Here is a 19,094-nt window from a genome sequence, read left to right as displayed (position 1 = left end):
GCATCGCTGCCGGTTACCGGCACCGTTGTCGGCTCATTCATAATGGTAATCCCAATCGCGTGGGACCCTTACCTCAGCCAACGATTTGCCTCAAGTTCATGCGGAACCTATCGCGAGCCCGCGCATTGTCGTGCAGGGCTCGCGTCTTAACAAACCTCCCGGAGGGTATTCATGCGTAAAGTTCTATCCATCGCCGTCGTTCTGGCCGGGGCGATGACGCTCACGGCGTGCTCGACCACCGAGAAGACGGCCAGTACCGGCGCCATTGCCGGCGCCGTGATCGGCGGCGTGACGACGGGTACCGTCGGCGGTGCGCTGGTTGGCGCCACGGTTGGCGGCATCGGCGGTGCCGTGGCTGGCGAGCTCATCGGTCGCTATCGCGACGATCCGACCAAGTGCGTCTGGGAAGACCGCAATGGTCGCCGCTACCTCGCTCCGTGCTCGCCGAACGGCTGACACGCGGCAGGCGACTAGAACAATGGCCCGACGGGAAACCGTCGGGCCATTTTCATTCGCGTACGGTCATTTCAGCCCGATCAACAGCCGGTCCGGTCCGCCCCGGCTGGCGACGAACAGATCGAGCCGGCCATCGCCGTTGAAATCGGCCACCTCGATATCGAAGGCGTTGGCGCCGGCAATCGGCGGGATGATGCCTGGCGCGGCGGGGAAATGGCCGGCGCCATTATTGGCGAAGGCGAGCAGCGGAAAATCCGAGCGCTCAGCCCCGAGGTCGCCCATGCGACCACGGATCAGGTCGAGGTCCCCGTCGCGATCATAGTCGATGAATGCCACGGCGGTGGTGAGCTCGTCGTCGGGGCTCAGATGCGTGACGGTCACGTCGGTGAAGCGCCCCATATCGTCGTTGAGCAGCAACCGATCCTGCTGGTCACGGTCGGCGCGGAAGATGCGGACATTGGCGAAGTAGAGGTCGAGGTCGCCGTCGCCGTCAACGTCGGCGAGATCGGCATCTCTCGTCTCTTCCGGCGTGCCGCGCAACGGCAGCGGCGCATCGGCGAAGTGGCCGGCGCCGTCGTTCAGGTAGAGCCGGTTCTGCTCCTCATTGCCGAAGACCAGGTCGGTGTCGGCGTCTCCATCGACGTCGCCGACCGCGATGTCCTGGCTGATGTCGTCGTGCTGGGGCAGGCGGACTGCGCTCTCGTCAACAAACCCACCGGCGCCATCGTTGATCCAGACGAAGTCCGGACCGGCGTTCGCCGTGACCAGATCAGCATCACCGTCGCCGTCGACATCCACGGCGACCACGGTGTTCGACGTAGCGCGGGCGGGCAGACGGTCCGACACGTCGGTGAAGCCGGCGGCGCCGTCGTTGAGGTGATAGCCCACCACCTGATCGTCCTCGCCGATGAACACCAGGTCGAGGTCACCGTCCCGGTCATAGTCGGCGATGGCGACGTCCTCGTGGTCGCCGCTCGGGCCGCTCAGCAACCCCTCAGTGAACCTGCCTGCGCCACCATTGAGCAGCACGCGGTTGGTGCCGTACTCGATGGCGACGGCAAGGTCGGCATCACCGTCGCCGTCGAGATCGGCAACACTCGCGCCCATCGCGTTGGGGGAGGCGCTCTTGGCGGGCAGCGCCTCTGCCGACACGTCGATAAAGCTGGGCGTGGCCGTATCCGCCGAGCAGAGGCCGAAGGTGATGGCGGCGATCAGGGCACACAGCTGATCCATTCGGCGACGATAGAGCGCTTTCAGGAAAAGTTGCAGACTTTTCCGGTTCGAAAGCGCGACCAAGCCAGAGCGCTTTCAGGAAGAGTTGCAGACTCTTCCGGTTCGAAAAGCGCGACCAAGCCAACAACCTTCCGCGTTTGGCGTTTCACTGAGACGGTGAAGCGCGGGAGGGGCCGGAGCCTCCCGGGACAAGCGCCTGTCGCCGCGGGGCCAGCTGTGCTAGGATGGAGTTGAGGCTCAGGCCGCAGTGATACCAGCGTCGCGTCCGTGGCGCCGGACTCGTACCCCAGGACCACAGTGAATACCTTCAAGAGCATCGCCGTGCCGGTGACGCGCCGGCTTGGTGCCGGCAAGGCCAAACCGAGCGCCGGTGTGCAGGGGGCAGATCGTCATTCCGACAGGCCGGTCGCCGAGTTCCAGCGCCAGCCGGCGCAGCCCACGACGCCGCATGCGGTGCATCGCTTCCATGTCGGGCAACGCTTGACCATGGCGCGCGGCTCGCGCGATATCGCGCGGTCGGCGGCGGTCTGCCAGGTAGTCGCGCTGCTGCCGCACGAAAGCGGCCCGTTGCTCTATCGGGTGCGCAGCGAACTCGAGAGCTTTGAGCGTGTGGTCGACGAGGTCGATCTGGCGCCATACCGCTAATCGTTGCGGTTGGCCTTGATTAAGGCGCAATGGTGGCAGATATAACCGGGCACGTTTCGCTTCCATCCGGCGCTACCAGCTCTGACCGCTCGCGGTCTAATTGGCTACCTCTTGATATTGTGAACGTTTAGACCCGGTCGGCATGTCGCCGAACGAGGAACGCGTGCAAAGCGGGAGTATCCCGCGCACGACAATTGAAAGGGGGCCATCATGATCGAAGGCACCGTTAAGTTCTTCAACACCACCAAGGGCTTCGGCTTCATTCAGCCGGACGATGGTTCGAAGGACGCTTTCGTCCACATCTCTGCCGTCGAGCGTTCGGGCCTGTCCGGCCTCGCCGAAGGCCAGAAGGTGAGCTACGAGCTCGAAAAGGGCCGTGACGGCAAGGTTTCGGCGACGAACCTCAAGGCGCTCTAAGAACGCCCCGTGGCGCTGAAGGGCTTATCCTGACGGCGCAACGACGGAAAAGGCCCCTGACGGGGCCTTTTTTGTTGCCTGGCTTTTGGGACGCTTACGGTTTCAGGCCGGCCGGGACGGGCGGCGCTTCGTAGCGCACGGTGATCTGCACCCGGCCATTGCCGGCCAGGTACGGATCGTTGGGGAACAGCGGCTCGGATGTGGCGCTGCCGTTGACGGCGCGGATCCGATCGTCCGAGAGGCCAAACTCGCCAAGGATGGCGCGAACCGCATTGGCACGATCACTCGAGAGATCCCAGGCGCCATAGCGCGGGTTGTCGTAGACCGCGCCCGCAGCCGTGTGGCCCGAGATGGTGATCTGGTTCGACAGCTTCTGCAGGATCGGCGCGAGCGTGGCGATCGCCTTGCGCGTCGACTCGTAGGGGTATTTCGACCCCTCGGGGAACATCGGCCGCCCTTCCTGATCCATGATCTCGATGTCGAGCCCATTCTCGGTCTCGCGCACCAGGAGGTTGTCGGCGATCTTGGTGATATCGGGCAGGGCCTGCCACGCCTGGCGAATGCTGGCGGCTGCCGCGTGATAGTCGGCGTTATAGCGAGACTCGAGCGTCACCGACGACGCGCGGACCGCGTCGTAATCGCTGCCGCCGATTTCGGCGACGCCGCCGCGCGATTCCATCTTCGGGCCGGCCTCACTGCTTTCCGGTGCGGTGAGCGCGTCCTTGTTGGATTCGACAGCGATCTTGGCGCCATCCTCGGAAAAGGCGAGGCCGCCCATGACGCCGCCGGCACCGCTGGTATTCTCGCTGACATTGGGCGGCGCGAAATAGTCGGCGAGGCCCTTCTTCTGCTCGGGCGTCGTCATGCTGATCAGCCACAACAGCAGGAAGAACGCCATCATGGCGGTCACGAAGTCGGCGTAGGCGATCTTCCAGGCGCCGCCATGATGGGCATGGGCGGCCCGCTTGACCTTCTTGATGATGATGGTCTGGTCGTTGCGCGCCATGGCTCAGGCTCTCACGATGCGGGCAGGTTGGCGGTGGCTTCGTCGATCTCGGCGAAGGTCGGCCGCACTTCGGACATCAGCGCCTTGCGGGCGAATTCGACCGCGATGGCGGGGGCGTAGCCCGACATCTGGGCCAGGAGGCCGACCTTCATCGACAGGAAATACTTCGACTCCGCCTCGAAGATGTTGCGCAGCGACTGCGCCATCGGGCCGAAGAAGCCATAGGCGACGAACACGCCGAGGAAGGTCCCGACAAGCGCCCCGCCGATCATGTGGCCGAGCACTTCCGGCGGCTCGCTGATCGAACCCATGGTCTTGATCACGCCCAGCACGGCCGCGACGATGCCGAGTGCCGGCGTGCCGTCGGCCAGTGCCTGCACGGCGGAAACCAGACGCTCGCGCTCCTGATGATGCGTCTCCAGCTCCTCGTCCATCAACGCCTCCATCTCGTGGGCGACGTTGCTGCCCAGGGTCACCATGCGCAGGTAATCGCACATGAACTCGACGGCGTCGTGGTTGGCGGCGAAGGTCGGAAAGCGCTGGAAGATCGAGGAGTTGCCGGGATCTTCGATATGCGGTTCGAGCGCCAGCACGCCTTTGGCCTGCACCAGCTTGAACAAGGTGAACTGAAGTCCGAGCAGCTCGACATAGGCAGCCTTGTCGTAGCGCGGGCCGCGGAACAGGATGCCGAAGATGCTGGCCGTCTGCTTCAGCACTGGCCCGGTATTACCGATGATGTAGGCGCCGAACGCCGCGCCCAGGATGATCAGCGCCTCGAAGGGCTGGATCAGCACTTCGAGATGCCCACCCATGGCGACATAGCCGCCGATGACGCTGGCAAAGATCACGACAATGCCGATGATGAGACGCATAAAACAGGACCCGCGCTACTAAATCAGGGACAAGGGTCCTGCGAACCTGAGGCGAGCGATCGGCGCGGTCCGATCCGGCTGCCTTCTATGTTCGAAGCGACTCCTGTCTGCTTCTCGAACTCCGCCCGAAACCGTGCGGAAACTTGGTCTTTCGGCGCCTTTCATCGGCGCGTCGTTCAGCCGCCAATCTGCTATGCCGCGGTTAAGGTTCGGCTAATGGCGAGGCGCGGAAACGCGGCTGACTGACGCGCTTTAGGGGGGCGGCCGTTGGGCATGGCTGAATCGTATCCCACCCACTGCAGACATTCCCGCGAAGGCAGGGAACCCAGTGGGATCTCTGCCCGCTTGCTGGCGCTGCAGCATCCCACTGGGTCCCCGCCTTCTCGGGGATGACGGCAGTGGAAGAGGCGGTGCTGGCGATGGTGGACGGGAGGAAGTCAGTCGGACCACGGCAGATTGCCGCGACAATTTTCAGAATGCCCCATTAGGAGCATTCAAATCCGTGCCGGAATGCGGCATAGCTGCCATACTGGTATGGTAGGGATTTTGAGGAGCTTCCCGTTGAAGATTACAGACCTGAAATGCGCGATCATTGCCTCGAGCCCGGTGATCCGCATCACCACCGATGAGGGCATCACCGGCTGGAGCCAGATCGAAACCCCCAAACCCTACGTCAAGCCACAGGTGCTGCAGCTGAAGGACTGGATCGTCGGGCAGGACCCGCGTGACGTCGAGCGCGTCATGCGCCGCATCCGCGTCCGCGGCGGCTTCAAGCCGTTCGGTTCGGCGGTCTCAGCCATCGAGCATGCGCTGTGGGACATTGCCGGCAAGGCGGCCAACGCTCCGGCCTACCGCCTGCTCGGCGGCAAGGTGCGCGACCAGGTCCGCACCTACCGCACGTTGTACCAGGCCGAGGTGCCGGGTGGAGCAGAGCACACGCCTGCCGGCTACAAGCGTTGGGCCGAGTACGGCAAGTCGTTGAAGGGCGAGTTCACCCTGTTCAAGCTGCCGAGCGCCTACCACTCGTCGATGGTGCGCGACTTCCCGGATTTCTTCTACGGCGAGGTGCAGGAGGATGCGCCGTTCCCGTACCCGCACAAGGGCACGATGACCAAGGAAGGTTTCGACCACCTCGTCGCCTGCATCACCTCGGCCCGCGAGACGTTGGGCAAGGGCTACAACACCGCTGTCGACGCCGGCCCGGGCTTCATGCCGCTCGATGCCCTGCGCCTCGCGAAGGCGGTCGAGCACCTGCATTTGCTATGGATCGAAGACACGGTGACCGGCGACTACTCGCCCTACGTCAATCCCGACGTCTACAAGGACGTGACGCACCACACCACGACGCCGATCCACACCGGGGAGCAGATCTACCTGCGCCAGCACTATAAGCAGCTGATCGAGAGCCACGCGGTGAACGTCATCGGCCCCGATCCCTGCGACGTCGGCGGTCTCGCCGAGATCAAGTGGGTGGCCGAGCACGCCGACCTGCATGGCATCGCCATCGCGCCGCACGGCACCGCCAACGGCATCCTCGGGCTCGCCGCGCTGATCCAGGTCTGCGCCACCATGCCGGACAACCTGATCGCCTTCGAATACCCGGCCCGCTTCGAGCCCTTCTGGTACGACATCACCGAGGGCTTTGAGGGCATGCCGGTGAAGGGCGGGCTGATCGACGTGCCGGATCGTCCGGGCCTCGGCGTCAACCTGATCGCCAAGGAAGCCAGGAAGTACCTCGAGGAAGGCGACGAGAACTTCTTCGACTGAGGCTTCGACGCGTGAACAGCGGTTTGTGGCCCTCTCCCTCCACGGCGACCCCTCGGGGGAGAGGGGCAACTGCTGATCGGATCCGGTGCTTGCTGGGGGCCGGCGCCCGTCGGATGCGCTGTGGCGATTGAGAGAAAGCGGCGCGGGATTAGGCCGGCTGGGGTGTACGGATCGGCGGCGTCGAGTTGTGGAGCAACTGCAGCAGTTTTGCCTGCCTAGACGTGCCGGTCTTGGAGAAGATGCGCTGCAGGTGCGAGCGCATCGTAGGCTCGCTGATGCCCAGCATGTCGGCCGCCTCTTTGCCGCCCAACCCCTGGGCAAGGGCCAGCAGCACCCGAAGTTCGCTGCCCGTCAGTCCATGAAGCCTGGCAAAGGCTTCACCCGGCATGTGCGGCGCCTGGACGGGATCCTGCACGAACACAGCGCACGATGCTGCAAACGGAGCGACTGCGCTACGGCGCAGACCGCTGTCGATTGGAAGGAAGGTTGCAATATAGCCCGGGCCACTGGCATCCGGGATCGCTAGGGAATGTGCAGTCATATCCAGATCGACGTCGTCGCGTCCCGCCCGGTCAATGGCCCTCGCCAGCAACGCATGCGTCGCTGGATCTGTCGGAGAGAGCCGGTCGTGGGCAATGCGGATGGAACTGCCGGTTCTGATCTGCCGCTCGGCGGCGGCATTCATGTAAACGATGCGGCCATCGCGGGCTGTGAGGAAAACACCGGCGACGAGCGCATCGAGCGTCCGCTCGAGCATCTCTGACCGGAGCGTCCGGATGTCGAGGGCGTCGGAGATGGCGAGCGCCCGGCAGACATGCGGAGAGAGAAGCTGGAATAGGTCGATCTCGCGCGCCTGGTAGTACTCGACCTTGTCGCTTCGGGAGGCGTGCAGGGAAGCCATGCGGCCACCGGTCCGCAACGCGGGAAACCAGATGATATCCTGAAGTCCGAACGGCTCCAGCACGTCGCGAAAGAACCGGGTTTCGGTCAACTCGGCGCCGCTCATGGAAAGAGCGCTGACGTCACCGATGTTTGAGACGACGTCGGCGATCGCCATGGGGCTTTGCGCGTAGTGCATATCGAGGCGTTTCAGGAACTCCTGCTGGTACCCGAAAACGAATAGCTGATCATTCTTTACGTGCAGCAGATCGTGAACGCATAACCCGCCGGCGGAGCTTTCGCACAGGTAGGAGATACTTCGGCAGGCGTCCGGCCACTGGTGCGGATCGAGCGCACAATCATAGATCGCACCGATCGTATCGGACAGCGCCCGGGCCGAGACTCCGTCCAAACCGATCACCTTGCAATCCCCGGCCCTTGGACGCTGCAAATGCCGACCGCCGTCGGGCCAAGGAATAATGCTGCGCCAAATAGACCAACAACACAACACACTGGACGGGCAATTCCGACTTGCCGCCTGCCTTTAGAAGTCCTGCGCCGCCGCTGCGGTGTGAGTTCCTGCCGATGGCCACCGCCGGCCATGGCGCGCTTCACCTCAGTGACATCAGAGTGCTCATCAGGCGAGCATCGACCTCGATCTCCGGACCCGAATGGATCAGCGACCTGTCGATACCGGCGTCCCTGAGTTGCTCATCGCTCAGCGCGCGCAGGATCTTCTTGTTTTGTATCCGCCGCGCGTGTCGGTAGGCCAAGCTGAAATAGAAAACCGCCTTGCTGGTCAGCGGCTCGACCAGTTCGAGAGCGATGTTGTTCGTTCGCGGCGCGTTGGACAGCGTTTCGGACATCGATTATCTCCCGAAGACTCTTGGCGACGGGAGCGATGCTAGGCGATTGCTGCTGCCACGGCTTCATCGGAACCGATGAGACGGGCCCCAATTTCTGGGGCGATAACGGGGTCGTCGATCGACCTGCTGCCCCGCCCGGCGCTCGGCCTCGTACACCGCGACGAGCCGGTCGATGGTCATGTTCCAGCCGGCGATCATGCCGCAGTTCATCCACCAGTCGACCCTTTCAGGGGTATACTGATCGGGGAACTGCACGTGGAAATCCATCAGGGTCTGCGCCCCATAGGGTGTCAGTTGGATGGTGACCAGCGGGCTCTCGTCGAGATTATCGAGGTCGAGCTCGGGCCAGCCGCCCACGGCGCCCCAGTAGAACGCCAGCTTCCTGCCCGGCACGATCTCGCGATAGACGCCGCCGGTGAAGTAGCGCTTCTCGGGCGTCTCGACCATTTCCTGGCGCCACTGGCCGCCGACCCGGAGGTCGACCGTCACCGGGTGCTCGCTGGGATGATCGGGGTTGAAGTACCAGTCGAGATAGGCCGGGTCCGTCCAGGCTTCGAACACTACGCTGGCGGGTGCCGCGAAGGTGCGCTTGAGAGCAATTCCACGATCGAGGGCATAGCTGGCGGGCATGTCACTGGTCTCCCTTGGAGGTTTTTGCGGCATCGGCGCGAGCGCCCATCATGGCCTTGAGCTGCGTGTCGAGCCGGTCGAAACGGGTGGTGAAGAACTCGCGGTACTGGGCCATCCACGCGTCGGCTTCGACCAGCGGTGCGATCTCCAGGGTGCAGGGCCGCGATTGCGCCGAGCGCTGTTTGCTGATCAGCCCTGCCTGCTCGAGCACCTTGAGGTGCCGCGACACGGTGGGGAGGGTGAGTGCGAACGGCTCGGCCAGTTCGTTGACCGTCGCCGGGCCCTGGGTCAGCCGCGCCAGCATGGCGCGACGGGTCGGGTCGGCGAGGGCGGCAAAGGTGGCGGTAAGCGGATCTTGTGTTTGCATGGACACGTAATTACGTGATTGTGCAAATAATGTAAAGTCCCGATGCGCCGGTGGTGCAGGGCACCTGTGACGCCGCTGCGCTTGCGTCGCGGCCTTGCGGGTGCTTTACGCCTCGCACGAACCGCGGCCGCGACCAGTCAGCAAGGGCCCGACACTTCAGCAGGGCCTTCTAAGCGCATGATCCGCCTCGAGAACATTTCCAAGCAGAACGGCAAGCAGATCGTCTTCATCGAAGCCTCCGCTGCACTGCAGCGCGGTGAGAAGGTCGGGTTGGTCGGCCCGAATGGCGCCGGCAAGACCACCTTGTTCCGGATGATCACCGGCGAGGAGCAGCCGGACGAGGGCCAGGTGGCGGTCGATCGCGGCGTCACCATCGGCTATTTCAGCCAGGACGTCGGCGACATGACCGGCCGCTCCGCCGTCGCCGAAGTGATGGAGGGCGCGGGCCCCGCCGGCGCGCTGATCGCAGAGATGAGCGAGCTTGAAGCGGCGATGGCCGACCCGGATCGCGCCGACGAGATGGACGAGATCATCAGCCGCTACGGCGAAGTGCAGGGCCAGTTCCAGGAGTTGGACGGCTACAGCCTCGATGCGCGGGCGCGCGAAGTGCTTGATGGTCTCGGCTTCAGCCAGGAAATGATGGACGGCGATGTCGGCGCGCTGTCAGGCGGCTGGAAGATGCGCGTGGCGCTCGGCAAGATTCTGCTGATGCGACCCGATGCATTGCTGCTCGACGAGCCCTCCAACCATCTCGATATCGAGAGCCTGATCTGGCTCGAGGATTTCCTGAAGCGCTACGAGGGCGGCGTGCTGATGACCTCGCACGATCGAGCCTTCATGAACCGCGTGGTCAACAAGATCGTCGAGATCGACGGCGGCTCGCTGACCGCCTACTCGGGCGATTACGAATTCTATCAGCAGCAGCGCGCCCTGTCCGACAAGCAGATGCAGGCGCAGTTCGAGCGCCAGCAAGCGATGCTGGCCAAGGAAATTGCGTTCATCGAGCGGTTCAAGGCGCGCGCCAGCCACGCTGCGCAGGTGCAGAGCCGGGTGAAAAAGCTCGACAAGATCGACAAGGTGGAGCCGCCCAAGCGCCGCCAGACGGTGAACTTCGAGTTCCGCCCGCCGGCGCGCTCGGGCGAGGACGTGGTGCTGCTGAAGGGTGTCGACAAGGCCTATGGCAGTCGCTCGATCTACGAGGGGCTGGACTTCCATGTCCGGCGCAAGGAGCGCTGGTGCATCATGGGCGTCAACGGCGCCGGCAAATCGACGCTCCTGAAGCTGGTGGCGGGCAGCACCGTGCCGGATAACGGCTCGATCAATGTCGGGCCCAGCGTAAAGCTCGGCTATTTCGCGCAGCACGCCATGGACCTGCTCGATGGCGACCGCACGGTGTTCCAGTCGCTCGAGGACAGCTTTCCGCAGGCCGGGCAGGCGGCGTTGCGAGCCCTTGCCGGCTGCTTCGGTTTCTCCGGTGACGAGATCGAAAAGAAGTGTCGGGTGCTGTCGGGCGGCGAGAAGGCCCGGCTGGTGATGGCCAAGCTCCTGTTCGACTCGCCGAACTTCCTCGTGCTGGACGAGCCGACCAACCACCTGGATATCGCGACCAAGGAGATGCTGATCGAGGCATTGTCGCAGTATGAGGGGACGATGCTGTTCGTCTCGCACGACCGCCACTTCCTCGCCGCGCTCAGCAACCGCGTGCTGGAGCTGACGCCGGAAGGCGTCCACGCCTATGGCGGCGGCTACACTGAGTATGTGGCGCGCACCGGCAAGGAGGCGCCAGGCCTCAGGGGGTAGAGCGGCCGCCCCTTCGTCCCTGGGGAGAAGGGAGGACAGGGAATACTATGGCGACCAAAGTCGCTAAATTGCGATGCTTCGCCCAAATCTGATGTTGATCGTCTTGCTCTAGCTTTGCTTGGCGAGGGCAGGGGCAAATTTCCAGATGTTCGGCTATTTCGACACGATGCTTCGGTATTTCGAGTTCGCGGGCCGCTCCTCGCGTACGCAATACTGGGTGTACACGCTGGTCTCGTTGCTCCTCTTGTTCGGCGCGCTTTACGTGGACATTGCCGTGCTCGGTTACTTTCGGCCAGGCGTCAGTGGCCTCGGGCCGTTGACACTGTTCTGCGTCTTCATCCACATCGTGCCGAACATCACCGTGACGGTCCGGCGGCTGCATGACAGCGGGCGCTCCGGCTGGTGGTACTGGATCTGCCTGGTGCCGTTCATCGGCGGCTTCTGGCTGCTGGTGCTGATGTTCCTGGGGCCCGACGGCTACGGCGCCAACGAGTATGGCGACGACCCGCGCGAGACCACCTGGGCGGCGCCCCGCGCCAAGGCCGTTCCGCTCACTCGGGCGCAGGCCTTTGTCGCCGACATGGACGCTCGACGACGCGCCCGCGGGCCATGGTCGCCGAGCTCCGAGAGCTAGGTCGCGATCCCGTGTATCGGCGGCAGTGCCGGGGGCAGGTCGGCATCGCCGAGCCGAGTGCGGAGCTCGATCTCGAGGTCGCGGCTGATCTGTGAGATCGGCACGTCGTTGGCATTGCCCTCGAACGGGTTCGACGTGCTCTCGCCGACGAGGTCGAGCGCAAAGTACATCCAGCCGATCAGCACGCTGAACGGCACGCTCAGCCACAACATCACCGTACCGAGCACGCCGTCGGAGCCGCCCATGGTTGCGAAGGTCGGCACTACGCCAAATGGCAGGAGCGTCGCGAAGATGACGACGAAGATGGCGCTGACCACCGCATATTGCCGGGGGTAGGGCGTGTTCTTGATCCGATCGCAACGCGCCTGCTGGTCGTGGCAATCACGCAGGAGCTTCATCAGTTCGGAATAGACCTGCGTCGGGATGGCGCCTTGCTTCAGCAACGCGTTGATCTCCTCGCCCTGCAGGTGCAGCAGCACCAGCGCCGGCTGCGGCCGGGCCGCAACCACGTCGGCTTCTGCGCCGAGCAGCGGTGCAAGCGCCTGCGGCAGCGTCGTGAGATCTTCCTGGGTCTGGTAGTAGCGGCGGCGGAATGCCCGGTTGGCGCCCTGGCTCACCGTCTCCCATGGCATTGGCCGACGCAGCGAATAGCGCAGCGCCGTGAGCCAGGCGAGGTGGCGGAGGATCACCCGGCGCGCCGTGTCCTTGTCGAGGAAATCGCAGCTCAGCGTTGCCAGCAGCCGGCTGATCGCGGCGATCTGGGCGAAGGCCTGCAACGCATCGGAGCTGCGCTGCAACACCTGGCCGTTCTTGAACCCGGCGACCAGCGCCACGCTGGTGCCGAGCACCGCGACGATCGGCCAGGGGATGGAGAACCCGGCCAGCGGCGGCAAGCTGTAGGCCGCCACCGCCATGAGGCTGACGATCAGGACGTACAGCGCACCGCGCCGCGACCAGACCGCGAAATCCAGCAACCGGTAGGAACGTCCGACATGCATCAGCGGCGACTCCGAGATTCGAAGCCGCCATTATTGCACGCGCGATAGGGAAGCGCCGCTGGCGAGGCGCTCAGCCGATCACCTTCCACTGCTCGTCGCGCGGCCCGGTGGGGCGGAAATCGTAGCGGTCGAGCCCGAGGCCGTGCAGCGTTGCCAACTCGATCAGCGAGAACTCGGCCGGATCTTCGCGGTTGAAGTTCATCGGCTCCTTCAGCACCACCGGCGGGTTGGTCATGAAGCGCACATTGGGCGAGTGATTGTTCGACGAGGCGTGCAACATGTAGGGGTGGAGGATGATGAAGTCGCCGACCTCGCCGGTGACCTCGACGAACTCCTCGCACTTGTCGATCAGGTGACCGAAGTCGAAGGACGGATCGACCCCCTCCGGATGGTCGGCGAGGTAGCGCGCCACGTGCTTGATCGAGTCGGGCGCGATGAAGGTGCCGCCGCCCTTGTGGCCGACATTGGACCAATAGACGACGGTCAGCAGGCCCTGTTCGCGGCTATCGAGGAAGTGACGGAAGAAGCTGCCATCCTTGTGCCAGCCGCCGGCCTCGGGCGAGGGCTTCATCCACGGCTTGTCGGCGCCGCGGCGGAAATTGACGATGAAGGCATCCGACCACTCGGTGGAATCGATGGTGGTGAAATGCTGCGACTCGATCTCCATCACCTTGTGATCGATGCGGTCCTCGCCGCCGGTCACGTCGCAGAGTGCGCCCCAGGCCTTGGGCGAAATGTCCTTGATCGCCGCTACGTGGTTGCGGTCCATCCAGACGATTTCCTTGGTCCAGGTGGAGCGGTCATGCGGGTCATAGCCCAGTCGTGTGTAGGCCTCGGCGGTCCACTTCGCCGCCAGATCCTGATCGAGGCAGCCTTTGACGAGCACATAACCTTTTTCCACAAAGTGCTGCGCCTGCTCGGGAGTGAGCACCTGGAGTTTGTGAGGCATTGGATGTTCCTACGGGATGTGACAGCTCAGTCCGCGGGCGCGGTATGGTAGTATGTTAAGCACGGATTTTGCGACGAGTGGAGCCCTGCCATTGGTCGGATAGGCAATTGAGGTACGCGGCGAGCGGCGGCTCACTTGAAGACGAAATCCACTGACGCCGGTGCCGCCAACGGCCCCCCGAAGGGCGGGACCGGCTCGCCGAAATGTCTGCTTCTGCCCCAGAAGCGGAAGCTTGGCTTGCCGCAGTTCCTCCCTTCAATGTCATGCGGGAAGATCAAGAATCAGATCGGGAAACCTCCATTGAGATCGATCGAGCTCCGGGCCGATGAGCTTGCCGCAGGCATTTCTGCTGTTGGTGCGGAGCTCATATCCCTGAAGCAGCACCACGTCGGGGAGTTCATCTGGCAGGCGCAGTCGGAGGCGTGGCGCCGCCGCGCGCCGGTGCTGTTCCCGGTGGTGTCGCATTATCCACGCGGTCTGGTGTTGCTCGGGGATCGTCCGATGGAGCTGCCACCGCATGGTTTTGCGCCGAGCAGCAGATTTGAAGTGCTGGAGGCGGCGCGAGACGCATGTCGGTTGCGGTTGCGATCGTCGCCGGAAACCCTGGCGGCGTTCCCCTACGCCTTCGAGCTGAGCGTCGATTTCGCGCTCGACGCCGAGGGACTGACCCAGGTGGTGCGGGTGCACAACCCGGATGCTAAGATCGAACTGCCCTACATGCTGGGGGGCCATCCCGGCTTCAACTGGCCGCTGCCGGGGGCGGGGCCGCGCGAGGCGCATCGGCTGCATTTCAGCGCGGTGGAGGCCGGAGCGACGCAGCCGCTGGGCGCCGCGCCGGTCCCTCGCTACCGCTTTGACGGACGCGTCGCCGTGCCATCGGACATCGACTTTTCAACAGCCCATGGCCTGCCCGATATCGCCAGCCGCTCGGTGCGGTTCGGCACCGAGGCGACACATTTGACGCTCGATTTCGACGGCTTCGCACAGTTCGCGCTGTGGAGCCGGGGCGTGGCGCCGTTCCTTTGTCTCGAGCCGTGGAGCGATATGCCGATCGCCATTACCGAGCCTCGGCAGTTCGCCACCCTGCCAGGGGTTTCGCGGTTGCCCGCGGGCGCTAGCCGCAGCTACCGGCTGCGCTTCACCCCGGGAGGAGCGCAGGGGCGGGAAGGGCGGCGATAAGGCTGCTGATGTCGATGCTCGCCGTTTCAACGGCGATGCCGCGCCGGCGGAGGGCCGTTGCGTAGCGGACGGCATCGGGGCTGCCGCCGACGACCAGAACGGGCACTGATCCCAGCGACCACTCCGCTTCGGCTTCGAGGATTTCGGCACCGGTGACGAGGCCGCCAATGTAGCCGGCAATATCCGCGCGCGGCAGGCGCTCGAACAGCACCAGGCTGCGGGCGGAAAACAGCCGTCGCAGCAGGCCGCCGGCAATCTCGCCGCTCCATGCCGTCGCGAGGCCCCGCTCGAAGCCGGCGTCGGTGATCGCCATGCCCTCGGGAATCAGCCGGCTGATCAGCGAGTCGCGGCGCAGCAGCGCGGCGGTCTCGCCGCCCATATAGGTGGCGAGGCGCGTGATGCGGCCGGCTTCGACGGCGACATATTTGGTGTGGGCGCCCGGCAGGATGACGGTGGCGGCGGGGTGCCCTCCGGCCGCGGCGATGGCCTTCAACTCCTCGCCGCGCATCACATCGGGCAGCGGGTCGTCGACACTGACGCCGCAAAGGAACAGCAGCGGCAGGCCGTCGACCACAAGCCGTTTCCCTTGCGCGGCGATTTCCGCCAACCCTGCGGGCGCCGGCGCAAAGCTGGTCTCGAGCCAGCCACCCCGTCCGGTGATCATTCCCGAGAGATAGGCGCGCGTGGCGCGACGACGCCAGTCCGCCGGGATCAGCTCGCGGAAGCGGGCCTCGAACGCTCCGTCCTTGACCGCGGTGACGCCGAGCGGCTGACGGATCTCGGCCACCACCTCCCCGACCGCGTCGATCAGGTCGGCGGCGAAACTCGCTGATGTCCACTCCACATAAATCTGCATCGGATCCCCGTCTGCTGGTCTGCGCGATCAGCAACTTCGTCACGCGCCCTTGACCGCTAGCACGGCCCGTGGCATCAGTTCCATATTAAAGAAAGTAGTTCCAACATATGGAACTCAGGGAGTTGAGGATGTTTAAGGGAGTGCTGCCGGTCCTGCCGACGCCGTTCGACGCGTCGGGGCAGATCGATGAGGCCGGCATGGCGCGGGTGACCGAGTTCGCCCTCGATGCGGGTGCGGATGGCGTGGTGTTCCCGGGCGTCGCCAGCGAGTTCGACCACCTGAGCGCCGCCGAGCGCGAGACGCTGGTGCGGATCGTCGGCCGTACTCTCGGCGGCCGCCGTCCGCTCATCGTCGGCGCCAGCGCCGCAACTCCCGCCGAAGTCATCGCCTTCTGCCGCCTGGGCAAGGCGGCCGGCGCGACGGCCGCCATGGTTATGGCCCCGGCATCCGTGGGCGCCGATCCTGCTCGCCTCGTTGCGTTTTTCGACGCTGTCGCGGCCGAGGCCGGTATCGACATCATTCTGCAGAACGCGCCGGCGCCGGTGGGCAGCGGCCTGCCGGTCGCGGCCATCGCCGAGGTGGTTCGCGCCGTGCCGGCCATCCGCTACGTCAAGGAGGAAACGCTCCCCTCAGGCCCCCGCATCACCGCCTTGCTCGAAGCGGCCGGCGATCGGCTCGACGGCGTCATGGGCGGGGGTGGCGCCCGCTATGTCTATGACGAGCTCGAGCGGGGCGCAGTGGCGCTGATGCCGGCAGTCGAGATCACCGATCTCCACGCCGCGCTGTTCCGGGCCTATCGCCGCGGCGATTTCGGTGGGGCGCGTGAGCTCTATATCCGCTCGCTGCCGCTGCTCCTGGTGCAGATGATCTACCGGATGTCGCTGACCAAGGAAGTGCTGATGCGCCGCGGCATCTTCACCAGCTCCGGCGTGCGGGCTCCGCTGCCAAAGTTCGATGCCCACGGCTTCGCAGAGATCGACATGATGATCGCCGAGATCGCCGACCTGCTGCCGGTCGGCACCGCGCCGAAACTGCCTGCGCTGGGAGATGCATGATGACGAGCCGCATCAAGTCGGTCGAAAGTTTCACCATCCAGATCGACCGGCAGGACGAGCCCTATCTGGGCGGCCCCAAGAACGGCGAATCCGCCAACGAGGCCGGCTATTTCGTCCGCGCCGAGAACCGGACGGTCTATCCGACCAAGGACCGCACGGTGCTCTGCCGCATCGAGACGGTCGATGGCACGGTGGGCTGGGGCGAGACCTATGGCATCGTCGCCCCGGGCGCGGTGCGGGCCATCATCGATGACCTGCTGTCGACCTTCCTCGTCGGTCGCGACCCATTCGACGTCGCGGTGATCTACGAAGACCTCTACGACCTGCAGCGCGTCCGCGGCCAGCACAGCGGCTATACCCACGACGCACTGGCGGCGGTGGATATCGCGCTGTGGGATATCTGCGGCAAGCTCCGCAACGCCCCGATCGCCAAGCTGCTGGGCGGGGCGCGCCGCAGCGAGGTGCCGGCCTATGTGTCGGGCCTGCCGGGCGAGACGCTGGCCGACCGGGCGAAGTTCGCCGTCAGCTGGCTCGAGCGCGGCTTCACCCAGTTCAAGTTCGCCTCGCCGCATGCGGAAAGCGGCGTGGTCGAGGAGTTCCGGGTGCTGCGCGACGCGCTCGGCCCCAAGCCGATGATCGCCGCGGACCTGCACTGGACCTTGACCGATGTCGAGACGGTGGCGCTGGCGCATAAGTGCCTGCCTTACGATCCCTGGTTCCTCGAAGCGGTGTGCAAACCCGAGGATATCGAGGGCATCGGCCGGGCGGCCGAGCATTCGCCCGTGCCGATCGCCGCAGGCGAGGAATGGCGCAACGTCTTTGATCTGCGCGCCCGGCTCGAAGCCGGGCCCCTGGCTATCGTGCAGCCGGAGATGGGGCACACCGGGATCACGGCGTTCCATCGCATGGGCCTCCTGGCCCAGGCGCATCACCGCCAGATCATCCCGCATGCCACCATCGGCACGGGCATCTTTCTCGCCGCCAGTTTGCAGGTCAGCGCGACGCTGCAGAACCTCCGCGGCCATGAATTCCAGCACTCGGTCATGGCGCGCAACGCGCCCTACGTCGAGACGGCGCTCGAGGTGCGGGAGGGCAAATATCTGGTGCCCGACAAGCCCGGCCACGGCGCCGAGCCGTCGGCCCGGGCGCTGGCCACGATGGTCAAATAACACGTCACATTTGGGAGGATATTGACGATGAAGCTTTCGAGAACATTCGCCGCGCTGCTCTTGGCCGGCATCGTCGCGCTACCGGGGCTCGCCGCCGCCGAAACGCGGTTGAACTTCGTGTCCTGGCAGAAGGGCGAGAAAGGCTATGGCGACTGGTGGCAGGCCGTTATCGACGAGTTCGAGACGACCCATACGGACGTCAAGATCGACTTCACGCTGATGCCGCGTGACGGCTACTCGGACGCGATGATCACCCAGTTCGCCGCCGGCTCGGCCCCCGACATCGTGCATCTCACCTCGTTCGAATATGTCACCTTCGCCGAGAACGGCTGGCTCGAGGACCTCGGCCCGTGGATCGAGAAATCGGGGATGGATCTCAACGGCTGGGCCGGCCAGAGCGTCTGCGAATGGGACGGCAAGACCCAGTGCATCATGATGCTCTATTTCGGGTACATCATGGCCTATAACGAGCAGATCCTCGCCGAGGCCGGCATCACCGAGCCGCCCAAGACCTGGGAAGAGTTCCTCGCGGCGGCCCGCGCCACCACCATCGACCGCGATGGCGACGGCATCAAGGATGTCTACGGCACCGGCGTGCACATGGTTTCGGCCAATTCCGGCTGGACCAACGACATGCTGATCTACGTGCTGTCGGCCGGCGGCAGCTGGACCAATAATGAGGGCAAGGTCACCATCAATACCCCCGAGACCATCGAGGGGATCAACCGCTGGCGTACGCTGGTGGATGAGGGGCTGGTGCCTCCGGGTGGGGCCGAGCTCGACCAACTGTTCATCGAGGGCAAGGTCGCCATGCGCCTCAATGGGCCGTGGATCAACGCCTTCCTGCAAAAGGCCGATCCGGCGATCCAGCCGCATCTGAAATATGCGGCCTCGCCGATGCAGCCACCGCTGGGTGGGGCGTCCAACGTGCTGACCCTGGCAGCCGAGACGCCGCAGGAAAAGAAGGAACTGGCCTGGGAGTTCATCCAGCTCGCGACCAGCCAGAAGTTCCAGGAGCTCTATTCCGAGCTCGGTGCCTCGCCGGCGCCGCGTCCGGGCGCTGTCGGCCCAGCCTCGTTCGAGAAGGTGCCGCACATGCAGCTCTTGATCGACGCCACCAACGCCGCCTCCGCTGCCGGTGTCGACCGCATGCCCAAGGGGCTCGAAGCGCAGAACAACGAGTTCACCAAGCTCGCGGCTGAACAGTTCCAGCGCATGATCATCGAGAAGCTGCCGACCGAGGCAGTCGCGGCGACGGTGCAGGCGGAAGCCGAAGCGCTGCAGTGATGACCGGCGGGCCGTGCATCGGAGGTGCG

Annotated in this window: 20 protein-coding genes; 10 read left to right on the top strand and 10 right to left on the bottom strand. The window is 64.8% G+C overall.

Annotation, left to right across the window (positions count from 1 at the left end):
* Window positions 1-171 precede the first annotated feature (171 nt).
* Complete coding sequence (locus tag AC1ROK_RS11235) at window positions 172-456, top strand: YMGG-like glycine zipper-containing protein (RefSeq protein WP_492846824.1); 285 nt, start codon at window positions 172-174, stop codon at window positions 454-456.
* Between the two features lie 66 nt (window positions 457-522).
* Here AC1ROK_RS11235 and AC1ROK_RS11230 read toward each other — a convergent pair whose 3' ends face one another.
* Window positions 523-1,689, bottom strand: coding sequence for an FG-GAP repeat domain-containing protein (locus tag AC1ROK_RS11230; protein ID WP_492846822.1), 1,167 nt, complete (start codon window positions 1,687-1,689; stop codon window positions 523-525).
* A 297-nt stretch (window positions 1,690-1,986) separates the two neighbouring features.
* On the opposite strand from AC1ROK_RS11230, the gene AC1ROK_RS11225 reads away from it, so the two are divergent.
* Together AC1ROK_RS11225 and AC1ROK_RS11220 are read left to right on the top strand one after the other, a co-directional pair.
* Complete coding sequence (locus tag AC1ROK_RS11225) at window positions 1,987-2,334, top strand: hypothetical protein (protein ID WP_492846821.1); 348 nt, start codon at window positions 1,987-1,989, stop codon at window positions 2,332-2,334.
* 210 nt (window positions 2,335-2,544) lie between these two features.
* Complete coding sequence (locus AC1ROK_RS11220; RefSeq protein ID WP_055878471.1) at window positions 2,545-2,751, top strand: cold-shock protein; 207 nt, start codon at window positions 2,545-2,547, stop codon at window positions 2,749-2,751.
* 94 nt (window positions 2,752-2,845) lie between these two features.
* On the opposite strand, the gene AC1ROK_RS11215 is transcribed toward AC1ROK_RS11220, so the two are convergent.
* Both AC1ROK_RS11215 and motA read right to left on the bottom strand, forming a co-directional pair.
* On the bottom strand, window positions 2,846-3,757 hold the full coding sequence (locus AC1ROK_RS11215) for a flagellar motor protein MotB (RefSeq protein WP_492846819.1): 912 nt from the start codon (window positions 3,755-3,757) through the stop codon (window positions 2,846-2,848).
* 11 nt (window positions 3,758-3,768) lie between these two features.
* On the bottom strand, window positions 3,769-4,629 hold the full coding sequence (motA, locus tag AC1ROK_RS11210) for a flagellar motor stator protein MotA (RefSeq protein WP_492846816.1): 861 nt from the start codon (window positions 4,627-4,629) through the stop codon (window positions 3,769-3,771).
* A gap of 561 nt (window positions 4,630-5,190) precedes the next feature.
* Here motA and AC1ROK_RS11205 point away from each other — a divergent pair.
* Window positions 5,191-6,396, top strand: a complete 1,206-nt coding sequence (locus tag AC1ROK_RS11205) for a mandelate racemase/muconate lactonizing enzyme family protein (protein ID WP_492846814.1) — start codon at window positions 5,191-5,193, stop codon at window positions 6,394-6,396.
* A 148-nt stretch (window positions 6,397-6,544) separates the two neighbouring features.
* On the opposite strand, the gene AC1ROK_RS11200 is transcribed toward AC1ROK_RS11205, so the two are convergent.
* The 4 genes from AC1ROK_RS11200 to AC1ROK_RS11185 all read right to left on the bottom strand — a co-directional run bounded on the left by AC1ROK_RS11200 (window position 6,545) and on the right by AC1ROK_RS11185 (window position 9,138).
* Window positions 6,545-7,696, bottom strand: a complete 1,152-nt coding sequence (locus AC1ROK_RS11200; protein WP_492846812.1) for a helix-turn-helix transcriptional regulator — start codon at window positions 7,694-7,696, stop codon at window positions 6,545-6,547.
* A gap of 190 nt (window positions 7,697-7,886) precedes the next feature.
* Complete coding sequence (locus AC1ROK_RS11195) at window positions 7,887-8,141, bottom strand: DUF1127 domain-containing protein (protein WP_492846810.1); 255 nt, start codon at window positions 8,139-8,141, stop codon at window positions 7,887-7,889.
* A 63-nt stretch (window positions 8,142-8,204) separates the two neighbouring features.
* Window positions 8,205-8,771, bottom strand: a complete 567-nt coding sequence (locus AC1ROK_RS11190; RefSeq protein ID WP_492846808.1) for an SRPBCC family protein — start codon at window positions 8,769-8,771, stop codon at window positions 8,205-8,207.
* Between the two features lies 1 nt (window position 8,772).
* On the bottom strand, window positions 8,773-9,138 hold the full coding sequence (locus tag AC1ROK_RS11185; RefSeq protein WP_492846806.1) for an ArsR/SmtB family transcription factor: 366 nt from the start codon (window positions 9,136-9,138) through the stop codon (window positions 8,773-8,775).
* 177 nt (window positions 9,139-9,315) lie between these two features.
* Between AC1ROK_RS11185 and AC1ROK_RS11180 the strand changes: the two genes are divergently transcribed.
* Entirely contained in the window at window positions 9,316-10,938 is a 1,623-nt protein-coding gene (locus tag AC1ROK_RS11180; RefSeq protein ID WP_492846804.1) for an ABC-F family ATP-binding cassette domain-containing protein, read from the top strand.
* Window positions 10,939-11,083: 145 nt separating this feature from the next.
* Entirely contained in the window at window positions 11,084-11,572 is a 489-nt protein-coding gene (locus tag AC1ROK_RS11175; RefSeq protein WP_492846802.1) for a DUF805 domain-containing protein, read from the top strand.
* Here AC1ROK_RS11175 and AC1ROK_RS11170 read toward each other — a convergent pair.
* Window positions 11,569-12,570, bottom strand: coding sequence for a bestrophin family protein (locus AC1ROK_RS11170; RefSeq protein WP_492846800.1), 1,002 nt, complete (start codon window positions 12,568-12,570; stop codon window positions 11,569-11,571). The genes AC1ROK_RS11175 and AC1ROK_RS11170 overlap by 4 nt on opposite strands.
* A gap of 70 nt (window positions 12,571-12,640) precedes the next feature.
* Window positions 12,641-13,519: a phytanoyl-CoA dioxygenase family protein gene (locus AC1ROK_RS11165; protein ID WP_492846798.1), complete on the bottom strand. Its 879-nt coding sequence runs from the start codon at window positions 13,517-13,519 to the stop codon at window positions 12,641-12,643.
* Between the two features lie 135 nt (window positions 13,520-13,654).
* Between AC1ROK_RS11165 and AC1ROK_RS11160 the strand changes: the two genes are divergently transcribed.
* Entirely contained in the window at window positions 13,655-14,698 is a 1,044-nt protein-coding gene (locus tag AC1ROK_RS11160; protein ID WP_492846797.1) for an aldose epimerase family protein, read from the top strand.
* Here the strand turns inward: AC1ROK_RS11160 and AC1ROK_RS11155 are convergent.
* Window positions 14,658-15,554 carry a 2-dehydro-3-deoxygalactonokinase gene (locus AC1ROK_RS11155; RefSeq protein ID WP_492846795.1) on the bottom strand — a complete coding sequence of 299 codons (897 nt, stop codon included), beginning with the start codon at window positions 15,552-15,554 and terminating at the stop codon, window positions 14,658-14,660. The two genes, AC1ROK_RS11160 and AC1ROK_RS11155, sit on opposite strands and share 41 nt — an antisense overlap.
* A gap of 128 nt (window positions 15,555-15,682) precedes the next feature.
* Between AC1ROK_RS11155 and AC1ROK_RS11150 the strand changes: the two genes are divergently transcribed.
* Genes AC1ROK_RS11150 through AC1ROK_RS11140 form a run of 3 tightly spaced genes read left to right on the top strand, consistent with a single transcriptional unit; the run spans window position 15,683 to window position 19,065 of the window.
* A complete protein-coding gene (locus AC1ROK_RS11150; RefSeq protein ID WP_492846793.1) occupies window positions 15,683-16,609 on the top strand; it encodes a dihydrodipicolinate synthase family protein in 927 nt (308 codons plus the stop codon).
* Window positions 16,609-17,778, top strand: a complete 1,170-nt coding sequence (locus AC1ROK_RS11145) for a mandelate racemase/muconate lactonizing enzyme family protein (RefSeq protein ID WP_492846790.1) — start codon at window positions 16,609-16,611, stop codon at window positions 17,776-17,778. The genes AC1ROK_RS11150 and AC1ROK_RS11145 overlap by 1 nt, the downstream gene beginning before the upstream one ends.
* 27 nt (window positions 17,779-17,805) lie before the next feature.
* The gene (locus AC1ROK_RS11140) at window positions 17,806-19,065 is read left to right on the top strand and encodes an ABC transporter substrate-binding protein (RefSeq protein WP_492846788.1); all 1,260 of its coding nucleotides are present in this window, start codon (window positions 17,806-17,808) and stop codon (window positions 19,063-19,065) included.
* Window positions 19,066-19,094: the final 29 nt, after the last annotated feature.

The organism is Devosia sp. GW821-FHT12F11 (genome assembly GCF_058806655.1).
This window is presented reverse-complemented; position numbering and strand designations above follow the sequence as displayed.